Genomic DNA, 14783 nt, shown 5'->3' with positions numbered 1-14783 from the left:
CTAATCATTAGCGATTTAGTAGGTGTTTAAGCGGCTTCTTGTTATAATAGGAAGTAGTAGCAAAGGAGTGAGCCGATGGAAGCTGTTTTTTTCCGAAATGAACAAGAAACCCAAATTTCTTATGGTGAAACACTAGCATCGGTCATGAGAGAACAGTCGATCGAGCCGCAGCAGGTGATCATTTTGACGAATCAGCGCTATTATGACCGCTTTTCAGAAAAATTGACCCGCCTGTTTTTGCCACGAGAGGTCAATTGGTATATTTGTACCAATCAAATGTATTGCAACAACTTTAGCGAGTTTAAAGCTGCAATGGATTTCTTCGGTCGCTTTTCAAAACAAGAGCCGCTGTTGATCGTCGGTTTTGGGAATGAAGGCGTGTTGGCATTGAGCAGTTTTATCCACGCGACGTCGGTTCTGACGACACAGCTTTGGCTGATTCCCGTTTCCTTGCGGGCCTTAGCTAAAAGTGTGAAAGAAACAGCGATCGTTGTGAAAAAGCCAGATATCCCGATGCTGGAAAATCCTAATACACCCGAATTTGTTATTTACGATCAGACGATCGCAGAAAAACAGATCGATGGGAAATTGGTCGATTTTTTGACTCTGATTCGTTGTGGCGTGCTTGCCGATAGTGAGTTTTTAAAAGAGCTTTATCGAACCTATCCCAGTCATCAGGCGTTGATGAGACATTCGTTGGCTGCGTATACCGATCGGTTGATCCAACTATACCAGCAATCAGGCAGCGAATTGGAGGAGTTTGGCCAACTCTTTGCCGATGCTGCTTATCGAACGGAAAATGGGCACTTGCTGTCTGATGCGATGAAATTATTCTTTGGCTTTTTGTTTCATTTTATGTGGACCGTCCAGCAGCAATTGACTGTCGATCTGCCCGTGTTCTGCCAATGGCTTGCCCGATTGGGTTTTCCTATCGAATTGCCCGAGTCTTTTTCATTAAGCGAATATTTCAGTCATGTACTGGAATTGCAGCGAAAAGAAAAAAAACTGTTATTTTTGGCAAAAGTTGGTACAATAGGGGGCAGAACAAAAATCGAGGAAAAAGATCTCGTCCAGACGATGGAGACTTATCAGCGATTAATCAATGAGATTCGAGGGGTCTAAATGGAAACATATAGTGAAAAAATGTTAAAAGCATTAGCCGCGGAAGAACTGGCTGAAGCACAATTAAATTTTACCGAAGCTCTGCAAAAAGATGATGATGAGACATTAGGCGCTTTAGGTGATGAACTATTGCAGATCGGCTTTTTGGAAGAGGCGAAAACGTTATTTGAAACCTTGCAGCAACGACATCCTGATAATGAAGCTTTGCTGCTTCCTTTAGCAGAAATTGCGATGGAAGAAGACCAGATCGAAACGGCTTTTGCCTATATTGATCAAATACCACCGACTAGTGAAGCGTATTTGCAAGCCTTGCTATTGAGTGCGGATCTTTACCAATTGATCGGTATCCCTGAAGTTAGTGAAGCCAAACTAAAAGAAGCGCAAAGCATTGTGCCAGATGAACCTTTGATACGGTTTGCCTTAGCTGAGTTAGCCTTTTCGACTGATCGCTATCAAGAAGCCGTTGACCTTTATCAAGGATTGCTGGAAGAAGAAATCACGGATATTTCGGGGATCTCGATCGTTGAACGGACTGGTACATCATTGAGTATGGCGGGCAAGTTTGAAGAGGCATTGGAATATTTTGAAGCAAGCCTAGAAGACGAACAGACCGATGAGCGTCTTTTTCAAACAGCTTTAGTCTATTTGCAGCTAAAAGAAAATGAACAAGCGATTCGCTACTTGCAGCAGTTGCGGGTCATGAATCCGCAATACCGTGCCTTGTATCTTTATCTTGCAGAAGCATTGCAAGAAGAAGAGCAGCTGGAAGAAGCGCAGCGTGTGATCGAAGAAGGGATTCATGAAGATCCATATCAAGTGGATTTTTATCATTTTGCTGCCGAGAATGCTTACCGACTTCATGACAGTGAAGCAGCAGAATCATTTTTACTAAAAGCATTGGAGACTGGTGACAAAGAAGATGATACGTTACTGACCTTAAGTAATTTATACTTGAATGAAGAGCGTTGGCAAGAAGCGATCTTGACCATCGAACGAATGGAAGACAATGAGCAGCCGCATGCCCTTTGGAATTTGGCGCAAGCGTATAATGCGCTGGAAGATTTTGACAAAGCAGCAAACTATTACGAAGAAGCCAATGCTGATTTGCACCATGAGCCAGCATTTATGAAAGAGTATGGCATTTTCTTACGTGAAGAAGGGCGTTTACCTGAAGCACTTCATTTGCTGCAACATTATTTGGCGCATGAGCCAGGTGATTTAGAAGTACAGTCGATCGTGGAGGACTTATTAGAAAGATAGGTGAGAGAAATGAACATCAATGTACAAGAAAAGAAAAAGTTTCTTAATTGGTTAGTTTCGACCGTTTCCTTCAGCCGCCGAGAAGTCTCTTGGGTGTTAAACTATCTGGCGAACCATGAAGCGATCTTGACCAATGTTCATTTTGTAGAAGGGGTAGCCGCAGCCAAACGGGGCTTGAGTGTCCGCAGTACAGAAATTGGGGGCGAACCGTTTGTCTTGAGCATCGAAGGGCAGACCTTTTATGACATTGATCAGATTTTTCATGAGATTCGCATGAATTGGAAACAACCCTTGTATCTTGAATGTCTCTTCCCAGATTCTTGGTCGCAATCCTTTTATTTAGCAGTTTTAGAAGACAATCCTTATGAACGTTGGAACGACCACTTGGATCAAGAAATGACCCAACATGTTACCCAGTATCTTGAAAAAGAAGAAACAAAAACCAAAATCGATACCTTGTATCGGCAAATCGATCTAGCCTTGGAAAATGGGGATCGTGATGCCTTCTTAGAACTTTCCGATGAAGTAAATCGACACTTGCTCCAGCAAAAAGAAGAAAGCCGTTAACAAGCAAAAAGCAGCCCTTTAACCGGGGCTGCTTTTTTCAGTCTTTATTTTGTTTTAGAAACAGCGGTTTTGCGCTGTAAGAACCGCGACTTAGGTCTTAAGTAGGTAAAGCCTTCACCTTCGACTTCATGGACATTGATGACAGAAACAAACGCTTGCGGATCAAAGTCATGAACGATGCGCTTGACTTCAGAAATCTCCCGCCCGCTGACCACCATATAAATGATTTGTTTCGACACTCTTGAGTAAGCCCCTTCGCCCTGTAAAAACGTGACGCCTCGTTCTAATTCATCCATTAAAACAGGAGCCATCTCTTCGCTGTGATTGCTGATCACTAAGATCCCTTTGGCTGAATAGCCGCCATCTAGGATCGAATCGATCACGCGCGTGAAGACATAAGAAAAAATCAAGGTATACATCATGCGGTTCAAATCTATATAAGTCAAAGAAAGCAACAGGACGAACACATCAAAGATCAAAAGCGAACGACCGATTGTCACCCCAAAGTTTTTCTCTAAAATACGTGCCAATACATCGACTCCGCCAGTCGTTCCCCCGACCTTGTAGACGATCCCACTACCGATCCCTGCAATCAAACCAGCCAAGAGCGCAACGATCAGCAGATCGTGCTGCAGATCGATCAACAGGGGAACACTCTGCCAAAATGCCAACCAAAAAGACAAACCAAAAGTTCCTAAAATCGTATACACTAATGAGCGTCGACCAAGAATTTTGCCACCGATCAAAATGATCGGAATATTTAAGATCAGTGTACTGATGGCAGGATTGATTCCCCATAAGGCTCGCAGGATCAAGGTGATCCCCGTCACACCGCCTTCTGCTAAGTCATTTGGGATATTTAGATAGACTAGACCGAAGCCATAGATACTTGTACCAAAAATAATCAAAACAATATCGCGAATCGTTCGCCATGAAAAAAATGCCCGCATCCTGTTTCCTCCGTTATTCAACTTCCACAAGTATCAATGTAGCACGAAATCATTGAATGCACAACAAATCCTGAAGGGGGCTCTATCTAGGCAGGCAGCCATTCTTTTGGTAAGATAAACGAGAAAGGGTGGAGAAAATGACAGAAAAACGTTCTTTGGCATCGATGCAAGAAGAAGTCGATGCGTATATTCAGCAATTCAAAACTGGCTATTTCAGCCCCCTCGCCCAAATGGCTCGTTTGACCGAAGAAGTCGGCGAATTGGCGCGAGAAGTGAATCACTATTACGGGGAAAAAAATAAAAAAAGCGATGAAGTTGAAAAAACAGTGGCAGAAGAGCTCGGTGATGTACTCTTTGTGACGATGATCATGGCCAATTCACTAGACATCGACCTGACTGAAGTGTTTGAGGAAAATATGGCAAAATTCAATCAGCGGGATGCGTATCGTTTTGAAAGAAAAGATGGGAAAGTAAATGAAACTGACTAAACTACCAAAAGAATTTGCAGAAGCTGCACCGCTTTTAAAAAAAATCGAAGCCGCAGGCTATGAAGCATACTTTGTCGGCGGCAGCGTGCGAGACACGATCTTAGGCCAGCCGATTCATGATGTCGATATTGCTACCAGTGCATTTCCAGCCGAAATCAAGGCGCTTTTTCCTCGAACCATTGACATTGGCATCGAGCATGGGACGGTGTTGGTTTTGTGGGAGCAGGCGCAGTATGAGATCACTACGTTTCGAACGGAAGCAGCCTATCAAGATTACCGCAGACCCGACAAAGTGGATTTTGTCCGTTCCCTGAAAGAAGATCTAAAACGGCGGGACTTTACCATCAATGCGTTGGCACTTCAAGAAGATGGTGTCATCATTGATCTTTTCGATGGTCTGGCAGATATCGATAATCAAATCTTACGAGCAGTGGGTCACCCCCAGGAACGTTTCCATGAGGACGCCCTACGAATGATGCGGGGGCTGCGTTTTGTCAGTCAATTGGGCTTTGTTTTAGAAACAGAAACATTGGCTGCTATCCATGCGAATCATGCCTTGTTGGGAAAAATCTCTGTTGAACGGATCATGATTGAATTCGTGAAATTGCTTTTAGGCAATCATCGGAACCAAGCACTACGGGCGCTAGTAGAAACCGAATGCTATATCTATTGTCCAGGCTTGCGGGAATACGGTGAGGCGTTACTGCGGATGGCAGACCTGCCAGCGATCCCATTAGAAAACGAAACGGCGGCCTGGGTTTTGCTCATTGACCAAATGGGTTTAGCGCCAGAGGCAGTCCGCAGCTTTTTAAAAGCTTGGAAATGTTCCAATGACTGCATCCGCCAAGTACACACGGCTTATCAAGCACTGCTCGCGCGTCGAAACGGCGAATGGAATGACCTAGTGTTGTATCAGTTCGGTCTAGAAGCAACCTGTTTAGCCGAAGGATTATTGCGTTATGACAATCAGCCCAACGATCCAGCAAAAATCAGTCAGCGCTATCAGCAGCTGCCGATCCATTCACTGAAGGAGTTGGCGATCAATGGACGTGATTTACTACAAACGATCGATCGTTCTTCTGGTCCGTGGCTCAAAGAAGTCTTGACCGCTGCCGAAGCTGCAGTCATCACACGAAAAATCCCTAATGAACAAGAAGCACTATTAGCGTTTGTCCAAGCGTATTTAGCAAAGGAGGGATAACTGAAAAATGGAAAGCAAAAAAGAATTTATCGTGGGACAGCAAGACACTGCGGCTGTTTTGGGTTCTGGGGAATTAGACGTTTTAGCAACCCCACGATTGGTAGCAATGGTGGAAAACACCTGTTGGGAAGCCCTTGAGCCTACTTTAGATAAAGGGTTTACTACCGTCGGTACAAAGTTTTCGATCAATCATTTGAAGCCTTCACCAGTTGGAGCGACAATCACAGTTCTTGTGCAGTGGGAAAAAGAACAGGGGCTCCAATTTCATTATCAGGTAATAGACGCGAAACAACAGATCATTGCCAATGGGACGCATCAACGAGCAGCAGTGGAAATCTCTCGGTTCATGAAAAAAGTCAACGAAAAACAAAGTTAATTTGTGTCCCGATGGCGACTATGTGTTAGAATTAAAGTGTATTACTAATAAAAAGGAGCGTTTTGTCATGGCTAGAGAAATGAAAGCTTTAAAATTTTATTTCCGTAATGGAGAAACATGGACGATTGAGCGCCGTTACATCGGTGACTTGTGGATCAAACAAATCACGACCAGTTTTGGCCGCATCCACGGAAGCGAATTTGTTGAGATTCATCCATGTGCTGGGTTCAAAATTGAAATCTTCCAAGAAGGCGATCATGTGGCAACGCATGACATCAACTTAGGTGGGCTTGAATTAGGGATGTTTGCCCGTGCGTTGAAATATGAAGATATCGAACGGATGGAAATTCTTTACCGTAACGGTACACCGGATCTTGTGTATTTCCCATATAAGGACAAAGATACGGAAGGATTGGATAACGTATACCAATCAACAAAAATCAGTGAGAAAACGAAGAGCCTTTATATCGTGATCGACCCGAACCAGACAGTCGATGATGTTTATAAAGAACATTTCGAAGAATAAGAAAAACGCAGAACCAGCTGGTTCTGCGTTTTTTTTAGAATGATTCTTGGAACATATCCGTATACTTTTTTAATAAAAGATAATCTTCGGCATATTCATCTTTTAAAACGATCGTATCGCCAAAGAAACTCTTACGCGCATGTTGGATGATACGATGCTGAATATCTTTTTCTAAAAGGTAATCGATCTCAGACTGTTTCAGGTTTTGTGCAGCAGTCGCCCGATTCTTTTCTAAATATTGCAGCAAATCGTACTCAAGGTGTCCCGCACCGTTGATGACTCGTTTGTATTCGATTTTGTCAATTTTCATCTGCTCACACTCCTTGCTATTAAAGTACCTTAGAAAAGAACAAAGGGGGAGGTGGGCGAATCGAAATTACATAAATCTTTAAAAAATGGACCGTTTGTTAATGTTATCTTAAGATTTGTCAGCAAAAAGGAAAGAAAAACGAATCAAGTGCCAGTATTTTTCGAACCATCAGCAAACGGTTCTTTTTCCTTTTGCTGATGGACGGGTCCTATATTAGCGATCCCATCTAGACCACCGGCATGTCCGCCGACTAATTTGCTGCGAGCAATGGCGCGAGCGCCTTCCATTCGGCTTGTGGCATGAACGATCGAAGTGAAGCCATATTTCTCACGAATCTTATCGATGATCAAATCTAATTTACGCTGGCGCAACTGCGTTTCTGCTTGCTCAAAAAGATCCAACTGGACATTTTCTGTATAAACCAATTTTGAATAGGTAATACCAATGTGGCGAACGACTTGCCCCGTATAAAATTTTCGAAAGAGAAACAGGCAATGAGCGACAAGTTTGCGGGTATTGTCAGTTGGCGGAATCTTCATTTGTCGGGAAAAACCAGAGGCAGTTTCACCAAAGGCTACGCCGATGTAAACATTGATACAAGCGGTCTGACAATGATGACGGCGAATCCGAGCGGCAACTTGCTCCGCCATTTCCTTGATGACGATTTCGATTTCTTCTTGTAAATAATAATTGCGATGTAGGACTTGGCTATTGCCGTAGCTTTTTTCCATCACTTGTGGTGTCGGTTCAGATAAAATCGTGCGATCAATGCCATGGGCGTGATGATAGAGCTGCTCGCCAATGATCCCCATGCGACTGCGTAAAAGATCAGGACTGGCGTGAGCCAATTGCTCGATCGTTTCAATCCCCATCATGTGAAGTCGTTTTTCTGTACGCCGACCGATCCCCCAGAACTCTGTCATAGGGGCGATCTGCCAAACTTTTGTCGGTACATCGTCATAGGTCCATTCAGCGATCAAGGAACGATTGTGTTTGGATTCGTTATCTAAAGCTAGTTTTGCTAACAATGGATTGTCGCCAATGCCGATGGTGACATACAATTTCGTTGTTTCGTAAATGTCTTTTTGAATTTGCTGGGCAATCAACCAACGTTTTTCTTCGCGAGAGATCGTTTTATCGGGAATGAAAAGATCCAATGTACGGGTCAGATCCATCATCGTTTCGTCGATCGAATAGAGCAGCAAGTCGTCTTGTCCAACATATTTGCGAAAGACATTATTGACTTTGGTGTTTTCTTTGATATAAAAACTCATACGCGGCGATGCTTTGTACAAATCGGGATGTGTCGGCAGGTTGTCATTGCGAGTCACATTTGAAATCCCCAATACCGATTTTGCCTTTGGGGAAGCTGCTAAGACTAAGCCGTTACCAGTATTGTCAGAATGTGACATGACGACCAGCATCGCTTGGATAGGATCTAACCCGCGAGAGATGCATTCGACAGAAGCATAAAAACTTTTGACATCGATAAATAAGATATCGCGTTTTGGCTCGAGCGCATAATTAAAACCACCCATTTTTATCACTCCTTACCGAGATTATACGAACGTTTGTTCTTTTTTGTCAAGCGAACAGGAGTGGATGAGGGGGATTTGTTTTTTTATAGAGAGATTATTTTTGTTTTATAATGATGGGAAACATTGGTTTATAAGGAATACATTCATTTCAGACTATCAGAATTCGATTGGACATAAATACGGGGTTTTGTCTTTTTACCCGAAAAACGGATAAAAAAACAGCCGCTCCATTGGACCGACTGTCGTAGCTTAAATCAATTTTCGGCAGGTAGGGTTGCAAACAAACTTAAGAGATTGCCGTCTATATCTTTGACAATGGCATAGCGTTGCCCCCAAAAGGCAGACCAAGGTTCTTTGAAAGACTGATACCCGGCAGCAACGACTTTTGCATGAAGGGCATCAACTTCTTCAGGAGAATCACATAAAAAGGCTAATTCAATCGTATCACCCACAGTCATTGGTGCATGTCCGTAGATCCCAGCAACCATCTGGCGGCTATTCAAGGAGATGCGAACCCCGTCGTTTGCTAATTCCATATAATCTTCTGAGTGCTGACCTAATGGCGTGAAGCCAAGTACTTGATAAAAAGCCAGTGCCTGTTCCATGTTTTTTGTGATAATACCGACCATATCTAGTTTCATTGTTTTCTTCCTTTCATGTGGGCGTTCTTTACATAACAGTCAATGCAGTTGCTAGCAATGAAGATCACCTCGTTTTTGTCAGACGGTAATGGTGCAACCGTTCAGCCAACGTACCAGTATGCAATTCAAATAAATGGTTGTCATCGTCATAAAAATAAATAGAAGCACCTTCGCCTTTGCTGCGGGAACGATCTTTTTCGATCTTCAATCCTAGTCCTTGGATGCGCGTAATCAAGGAATCGATTCGAGCTTGATCGATTTTAAAGGCAATATGGTTATACGTTTTCGGCAGCTTCTGGGAGGCATCCTCCATGACAGCAAGCCATAAGCCATCGATCAAAAAGAATTTTTCTGGGAAGTAAGAATGGGCCTGATCTTGACTATCATAAACTTCCTCTGCATCAAACAATGTTTCCAGCATCGTTGTCGTCTTTGCTAAATTCTGTACGATCAACGTGATATGGGAAATCTCCATCGCATCAACACTCCTTTGCTATGACGAAATAGGGGAAAGAGAAACAATCAGTATCAAAAGAAGCATTATGTTAGTGATTGTGAAATACCAAGAGGAAGAGCAGAACATAAAACAGTGCATCTGTTGCGCAAGGAATAAGTTTCTTCTTGTATTTTGTCCAAAAGAAGACATTTATTAAGAAGAGGACAATCACCGTCGGTAGGCTAAAGGTCCAAGCAGGGTGTTTGATGAAAATGAAAAGCATATTTCCAATAAGTGCAAAAAGAAAAGCGCCATAAAACAGACGATAGTTACTAGGTAGATACGCAAAATTACCAAGCATGGGTTCACCTCCTATAGGCAGTATAGCATGAAAGGGTCGATCGGAGATCAAAGTATACAGAAAAGGTGGCAACGGGAGAGAGCGGCTTCATATTATGGTTATTGCCAAAATCATCTCGCGCATAATCGCGGGAGAGATACTGCAAAAAATTTCGGAAAATAAAGCTGCCGCTTAATCGCCCCTGAAATCTTTGTTGCTGCTCATGCGTTCTCCTGATGCTTATTCAAAAAAGCAGCAATACATTCACTAAGTGAATTTGGCTACTGCCTGCTCTTTTTTATGATGGACAAAGAGAGACAATAAAACGATGAAAAGAATAGTTACTCGAGGTGTTCCAGGAGAAGCTTTTCTGAGCAATTTAGGCAAAGGATCGGCGCGTTTATCAGTGCTAATTCTTTTCTGGGTTTTAGTTGGTAAGCAGAAGCTTTCGGCGGAAACGGCCATTTTGTCCAAACGACTTCCCCTGTGTCGATCACTTTTTTGCAATGGTTGCAACGAAACTCTTTTCCTTCTTTGTTAAACATTTAATTTCTCCTTTTTTCTATACATTAAAATTTATTTTTGTGACTTTACAAAGAATTGGCTTAAAAGTCCAAAGAAGAGAAGTCAAGAAGCAGCTAAAACAAAGAGCAATCAAGGAGACGATGCAATTACTATCTAAGTTTGAAAGAACAAGGGCTAATAGAAGGGGAGTTCCATTCAAAACCATCACCTCAAAGCTAGTTTTTACAAAAAAAGAAGTTCGCAAACGCCTTGGTTATCAGCGTTTGCGAACTTCTTAAATAGCATTATTTTGTTTCGCGGTGTAAAGTAACTTTTCTTTCACGTGGGCAATATTTTTTCTTTTCCAAACGATCAGGATTGTTACGTTTGTTTTTGTTTGATAAGTAGTTGCGTTCTTTACAAGAAGTGCACTCTAATGTGATGTTTACGCGCATGATTTTCCCCCCTAACGATACAAGAATCCTCTAAGAAATCTCTCAGACTAAAATATAATAGCATGTTTCGTGAGGGAATGCTAGCTTTTTCCTGAAATTTGTTAAGTAGTTTTACTTGACGAATTTCTTGAAACGCATTAGTCCAATTTGCTCTGGATATCTTCGATCATTTTGGTGTAGGCGATCGGACCGTTGTAGAGCCAGCTTGATTCAGGGCCGAATTCCCATAAATGATTGTTTTTGACTGCATCAAGATTTTGCCAGACTTGTTCACTGAAAAAATCAGCGCCTTTATCACTATTCACTAAAATCAGGTAATCGGCATCCAATTCTGCTAATTTTTCCAGAGAAACGGCAGACCAATCAGCAGTGGCACTTTCACTGATTTCCGAAACCAGTGCGGGAACTTCAAACCCGAGTTCGTGATACAGCAGCTGACCGCTTGATTTTGTTTCTGAAACCATGAAGACAGAATTATTGACCACCCATAATACAGCGATCGACTTGCCTTGGATTTGATCAGCGTACGTTTCCTTGGTAGCAGCGACTAAGTCATCATAATCAGCTTCTACCTGGGCAGCTTGCTCTTCTTTGTGTAACACCTTTGCGATATCTGTCAGACGTTCCCGCCAGGTCACGTCTTCGCCATTTGTGACCACATAGGTCGGCACGATTTTACTGTATTGATCATATTTGTCGCCTTCCACCATGGAATTGCTATCCATCAGCAGCAGGTCTGGCTCAAAGCTCAAGACATCTTCAAAGGGCAGATCGTAGTTGATCCTTGGAACCTCCGCCAGTTTGTCTTGCAAGTATGCTTGATCACTGTCATTGCCGACGGTCCATTGAGCAACCGGTGTTACCCCTAAAGAGACTAAATAATCTTCCAAATAACTACCAATCACCCGCTGTGGGTTTTCGGGAACAGTGACTTCATTTCCCATCGCATCGGTAAAGGTTGTTGCTATTTCTGAAGAAGTAGTGGCCGATCCACTGCTATCCGTTGAGTCATTATTCGTGCTGCAAGCACCCAGTAGGGTAAGGGAGCAGGCAGCTAGCAGGGTAAGCCAAGTACTTCTTTTTGACCATTGTTTCATAGAAACACTTCCTCCTTTGTTACATGTTGAGCACTTATTATTTTAATTGAGAATAGTTCTCATTTGCTGATAGCTATTATCACGAAGAAACGCTCCTTTGTCAATCTTATTTTTTTATTTCCTTTTTTTAGAACTATTGACGAATAGTAGGATTACATTCATAATTGATAAGCATTATCAATCATTTATTTTGGGGACGAATATGGCGAAATTACGAACAGTTGACTTGAGTGTCGGCTATCAAAAACAAAAAATTGTGCAAAATCTAACAATTGAGATGCCAGAAGGGAAAATCATCGGCTTGATTGGTCCGAACGGCAGTGGGAAATCGACGTTTTTAAAGGCACTTGCCCGAATTTTACAGCCATTGTCTGGTGAGGTCCTTTTAGATGCACAAAACCTGCAAAACATCAAAACCAAAGAAGTAGCGAAAAAGATTGCGCTGCTCTCACAAGTTAGCGATTCATCGATTGGCTTGACGATTCGCGAAATTGTTTCTTATGGTCGTTTTCCCTATCAAAAAGGACTAAATAGTTTATCGGAACAAGATCTTGCGGCGATCGACTGGTCCTTGCAGGCAACGGGTTTGACAGCACTAGCAGATGAAACGATCAGCACGCTGTCAGGGGGACAAAAACAGCGCGTTTGGATCGCCATGGCACTTGCGCAAGATACGGATATCGTGATTTTAGATGAACCAACGACCTTTTTAGATCCAGCGCATCAATTAGAAATTTTGCTCTTATTACAGCAAATCAATAAAACCTACGGAAAAACGATCATTATGTCGATTCATGACCTGAATCATGCCTCGCGTTTTTCTGATTATATTTATGCATTAAAAGGTGGAGAACTGTTGGTCTCTGGTACACCAGAAACAGTGCTGACCAAAGAGTGGCTGCAGCGTTTGTTTGAGATCGACGCCATGTTAGGTACCTTTCCTCATAGCACAAAGCCATTGGTCTTGACCTATGAGTTAGGAGCCCAAGCATGAAAAAGTTTTCTTGGTTGCTGCTGCTTTTTAGCGGCTGCTTTATTATCTGTTTCTTTTTGGCGATCACCCAAGGCGCTGCAGACCTTTCCTTTGAAACGATCTGGGATGCTATCTTTGCTTTTGATTATGAGAATCAGCTGCATCAAGTCTTGCGCAATATTCGATTGCCCCGTGTGTTGGCTGCTTTTCTAGTAGGAAGTTGTTTTGCTGTTACGGGAGCTATCATGCAGGGAATTACGAAAAACGCTCTGGCAGATGGCGGTCTTTTAGGTGTCAACAGTGGGGCTGCGATGGGATTAGCGATCGCATTTATCCTATTTCCTAGTATTCAACCGAGTCAAGCGGCGCTATTTTCGTTTTTTGGTGCCTTTGCGGCAACTGCGCTGCTTTTTTTACTGACTCGCTATGCCAAATTGGGTATGTCACCTACAGGTTTGATTTTGGCTGGTGTGGCACTAAGTTCTTTTTTCTCAGCTATCAGTCAGACCCTGTCACTGCAATTTGATTTAAATCAAGAGCTAGCCTTTTGGTTTATCGGTGGTGCCGCAAATGTGACTTGGCAGCAACTGCGTTTTGTGGGCCCCATCTATCTGATTGCCATCGTTTTTGTGCTACGTCTAGGAAAAGCGTTGAATCTGTTAGCGCTAGGAGATGACACCGTCATTTCATTAGGCAAGCACCCGCATCTGATTCGGGCATCTGCCTTACTGTTAGTCGTAGTTTTGGCGGGAATGGCGGTTTCGCTTGTTGGACCGGTCAGTTTTGTCGGCTTAATGGTTCCTCATGTCGTGCGGGGAATGGTGGGCAAAAACTATCAACTGATTTTGCCTTTGACGATTCTTGGAGGGGGAACACTGGTGATGGCCGCTGATCTGGCTGGCCGCCTGATCAATCCGCCCTTTGAGACACCCTTTGGGATACTGATGGCATTGATTGGTGTGCCTTTTCTATTGATCAAGATACGGAGGGAAGGCTGATGAAAAAAACACTCTCTGTTTTTTTCCTACTGCTGATGGTCGCTTTTTTAGGAAGTGTCATGGTGGGAAAAACAATTTTATCCTTTCAGGCATTAGGGGAAATCTTTCAAGGAACGGCATCTTCGAGCCAAGTACTGACTTTTACTGAGTTTCGACTACCACGGGCTTGTCTAGCGCTGATCGCTGGTGGTGCCTTTGGTTTTTCTGGGTTTGTCTTGCAAGGAGTAACGAGAAATGAGTTGGCTGATGCAAGTATCGTAGGAATCAACAATGGGGCAGGGCTCTTTGTGATGATCTACTTAGGTTTTTATACCCAAGGATCGCAGCTTTTGCCTGTCGTTGGGATCATCGGTGGTTTATTAGCTGCTGTACTGGTCTATTTGATTGCCTATAAGCACCGCCAATTGTTATCGATGGAGCGAGTACTGCTGGCGGGAATCGCCGTCAATGCAGGGCTGGCGGCGGCTACCTTACTCTTTACGGTGGAATTATCAAAAGACCGCTATCGCTTTGTAACAGCGTGGCTTTCTGGTTCGATTTGGGGAACTTCTTGGCAGCAAATCACCAGTCTGCTTCCTTGGGTCATCGTATTGTCTGCCGCAGCTTTCTGGACCGTACCAAGGCTTAACTTACTTGGCTTTGGCGAGGAGCAGGCAATTAGCTTAGGGGTTTCTTTGACCCGTTTGCGGACGTGGTTTTTAGTGATCGCGGTTGGTTTGGCTGCCAGTACGGTTGGCTATACTGGTAATTTAGCCTTTGTGGGCTTATTGGCGCCTCATATCGCTAAGGGACTCATCGGCAGAGAATCTCGCAGTGCCTTTTTCTTAGCGGGAATGATCGGCAGTCTGCTAGTCTTAGTCAGTGATACGATCGGTCGTTTGCTATTGACAAGCGGCGAGATCCCAGCTGGTATCATCATTTCTATCGTGGGGGCACCGTACTTTGTCTTTTTGCTGATCCGACGTAAAGAAGGATGAGCAACTAGTCATGATCTTGTCAAG

20 protein-coding genes are annotated in these 14783 nt (G+C 43.3%); 11 read left to right on the top strand and 9 right to left on the bottom strand.

The window, feature by feature from the left end; all coding sequences use genetic code 11:
- Nucleotides 1-75: 75 nt before the first annotated feature.
- Genes IGI96_RS01720 through IGI96_RS01710 form a run of 3 tightly spaced genes read left to right on the top strand, consistent with a single transcriptional unit; the run spans nt 76 to nt 2949 of the window.
- Nucleotides 76-1122 (top strand): hypothetical protein, encoded by a 1047-nt coding sequence (locus tag IGI96_RS01720; protein ID WP_438784798.1) that lies wholly within the window; start codon nt 76-78, stop codon nt 1120-1122.
- Entirely contained in the window at nt 1123-2382 is a 1260-nt protein-coding gene (locus IGI96_RS01715; protein ID WP_005229356.1) for a tetratricopeptide repeat protein, read from the top strand.
- A gap of 9 nt (nt 2383-2391) precedes the next feature.
- Entirely contained in the window at nt 2392-2949 is a 558-nt protein-coding gene (locus IGI96_RS01710; protein WP_438784797.1) for a YpiB family protein, read from the top strand.
- A 44-nt stretch (nt 2950-2993) separates the two neighbouring features.
- Here the strand turns inward: IGI96_RS01710 and IGI96_RS01705 are convergent, their stop codons facing one another.
- The gene (locus tag IGI96_RS01705; RefSeq protein WP_010749295.1) at nt 2994-3899 is read right to left on the bottom strand and encodes a YitT family protein; all 906 of its coding nucleotides are present in this window, start codon (nt 3897-3899) and stop codon (nt 2994-2996) included.
- A 137-nt stretch (nt 3900-4036) separates the two neighbouring features.
- On the opposite strand from IGI96_RS01705, the gene IGI96_RS01700 reads away from it, so the two are divergent.
- From IGI96_RS01700 to IGI96_RS01685, 4 genes are all read left to right on the top strand, one after another.
- Nucleotides 4037-4387 (top strand): nucleotide pyrophosphohydrolase, encoded by a 351-nt coding sequence (locus tag IGI96_RS01700; protein WP_005231912.1) that lies wholly within the window; start codon nt 4037-4039, stop codon nt 4385-4387.
- Nucleotides 4374-5588 (top strand): CCA tRNA nucleotidyltransferase, encoded by a 1215-nt coding sequence (locus IGI96_RS01695; RefSeq protein WP_086338036.1) that lies wholly within the window; start codon nt 4374-4376, stop codon nt 5586-5588. The genes IGI96_RS01700 and IGI96_RS01695 overlap by 14 nt, the downstream gene beginning before the upstream one ends.
- Before the next feature lie 7 nt (nt 5589-5595).
- On the top strand, nt 5596-5964 hold the full coding sequence (locus tag IGI96_RS01690; protein ID WP_086338037.1) for a thioesterase family protein: 369 nt from the start codon (nt 5596-5598) through the stop codon (nt 5962-5964).
- A gap of 67 nt (nt 5965-6031) precedes the next feature.
- Nucleotides 6032-6490, top strand: a complete 459-nt coding sequence (locus IGI96_RS01685; RefSeq protein ID WP_005229368.1) for a hypothetical protein — start codon at nt 6032-6034, stop codon at nt 6488-6490.
- Nucleotides 6491-6524: 34 nt separating this feature from the next.
- Here the strand turns inward: IGI96_RS01685 and IGI96_RS01680 are convergent, their stop codons facing one another.
- The 6 genes from IGI96_RS01680 to IGI96_RS01655 form a co-directional block, all read right to left on the bottom strand.
- Complete coding sequence (locus IGI96_RS01680; RefSeq protein WP_005229370.1) at nt 6525-6800, bottom strand: hypothetical protein; 276 nt, start codon at nt 6798-6800, stop codon at nt 6525-6527.
- Between the two features lie 143 nt (nt 6801-6943).
- A complete protein-coding gene (locus tag IGI96_RS01675; protein WP_074933091.1) occupies nt 6944-8338 on the bottom strand; it encodes a Y-family DNA polymerase in 1395 nt (464 codons plus the stop codon).
- A 254-nt stretch (nt 8339-8592) separates the two neighbouring features.
- The gene (locus tag IGI96_RS01670) at nt 8593-8979 is read right to left on the bottom strand and encodes a VOC family protein (RefSeq protein ID WP_086338038.1); all 387 of its coding nucleotides are present in this window, start codon (nt 8977-8979) and stop codon (nt 8593-8595) included.
- A 64-nt stretch (nt 8980-9043) separates the two neighbouring features.
- Entirely contained in the window at nt 9044-9454 is a 411-nt protein-coding gene (gene fosX, locus IGI96_RS01665; protein WP_086338039.1) for a FosX/FosE/FosI family fosfomycin resistance hydrolase, read from the bottom strand.
- Nucleotides 9455-9524: 70 nt separating this feature from the next.
- On the bottom strand, nt 9525-9776 hold the full coding sequence (locus IGI96_RS01660; protein ID WP_061053913.1) for a hypothetical protein: 252 nt from the start codon (nt 9774-9776) through the stop codon (nt 9525-9527).
- A 246-nt stretch (nt 9777-10022) separates the two neighbouring features.
- Nucleotides 10023-10229 carry a hypothetical protein gene (locus tag IGI96_RS01655; protein ID WP_172462577.1) on the bottom strand — a complete coding sequence of 69 codons (207 nt, stop codon included), beginning with the start codon at nt 10227-10229 and terminating at the stop codon, nt 10023-10025.
- Nucleotides 10230-10261: 32 nt separating this feature from the next.
- Here IGI96_RS01655 and IGI96_RS01650 point away from each other — a divergent pair, with 32 nt between their 5' ends.
- Nucleotides 10262-10558: a hypothetical protein gene (locus tag IGI96_RS01650; protein WP_217809233.1), complete on the top strand. Its 297-nt coding sequence runs from the start codon at nt 10262-10264 to the stop codon at nt 10556-10558.
- 6 nt (nt 10559-10564) lie between these two features.
- On the opposite strand, the gene rpmG is transcribed toward IGI96_RS01650, so the two are convergent.
- Both rpmG and IGI96_RS01640 read right to left on the bottom strand, forming a co-directional pair.
- The gene (gene rpmG / locus IGI96_RS01645) at nt 10565-10714 is read right to left on the bottom strand and encodes a 50S ribosomal protein L33 (RefSeq protein WP_005229384.1); all 150 of its coding nucleotides are present in this window, start codon (nt 10712-10714) and stop codon (nt 10565-10567) included.
- Nucleotides 10715-10851: 137 nt separating this feature from the next.
- Entirely contained in the window at nt 10852-11811 is a 960-nt protein-coding gene (locus IGI96_RS01640) for an ABC transporter substrate-binding protein (RefSeq protein WP_086338040.1), read from the bottom strand.
- Between the two features lie 202 nt (nt 11812-12013).
- Here IGI96_RS01640 and IGI96_RS01635 point away from each other — a divergent pair, with 202 nt between their 5' ends.
- From IGI96_RS01635 to IGI96_RS01625, 3 genes are read left to right on the top strand one after another with little or no spacing between them, the layout of a single operon-like run.
- Complete coding sequence (locus IGI96_RS01635; RefSeq protein ID WP_086338041.1) at nt 12014-12805, top strand: ABC transporter ATP-binding protein; 792 nt, start codon at nt 12014-12016, stop codon at nt 12803-12805.
- Nucleotides 12802-13782 (top strand): FecCD family ABC transporter permease, encoded by a 981-nt coding sequence (locus tag IGI96_RS01630; protein WP_086338042.1) that lies wholly within the window; start codon nt 12802-12804, stop codon nt 13780-13782. Before IGI96_RS01635 ends, IGI96_RS01630 begins: the two co-directional genes overlap by 4 nt.
- Entirely contained in the window at nt 13782-14759 is a 978-nt protein-coding gene (locus tag IGI96_RS01625) for a FecCD family ABC transporter permease (protein WP_074536665.1), read from the top strand. Before IGI96_RS01630 ends, IGI96_RS01625 begins: the two co-directional genes overlap by 1 nt.
- Nucleotides 14760-14783 lie beyond the last annotated feature (24 nt).

Source organism: Enterococcus sp. DIV0421 (genome assembly GCF_051713745.1).
Taxonomy (GTDB): domain Bacteria; phylum Bacillota; class Bacilli; order Lactobacillales; family Enterococcaceae; genus Enterococcus_D; species Enterococcus_D casseliflavus.
Note: the sequence above shows the minus strand (reverse complement) of the source record. Positions and strands in the feature narration are given on the sequence as shown.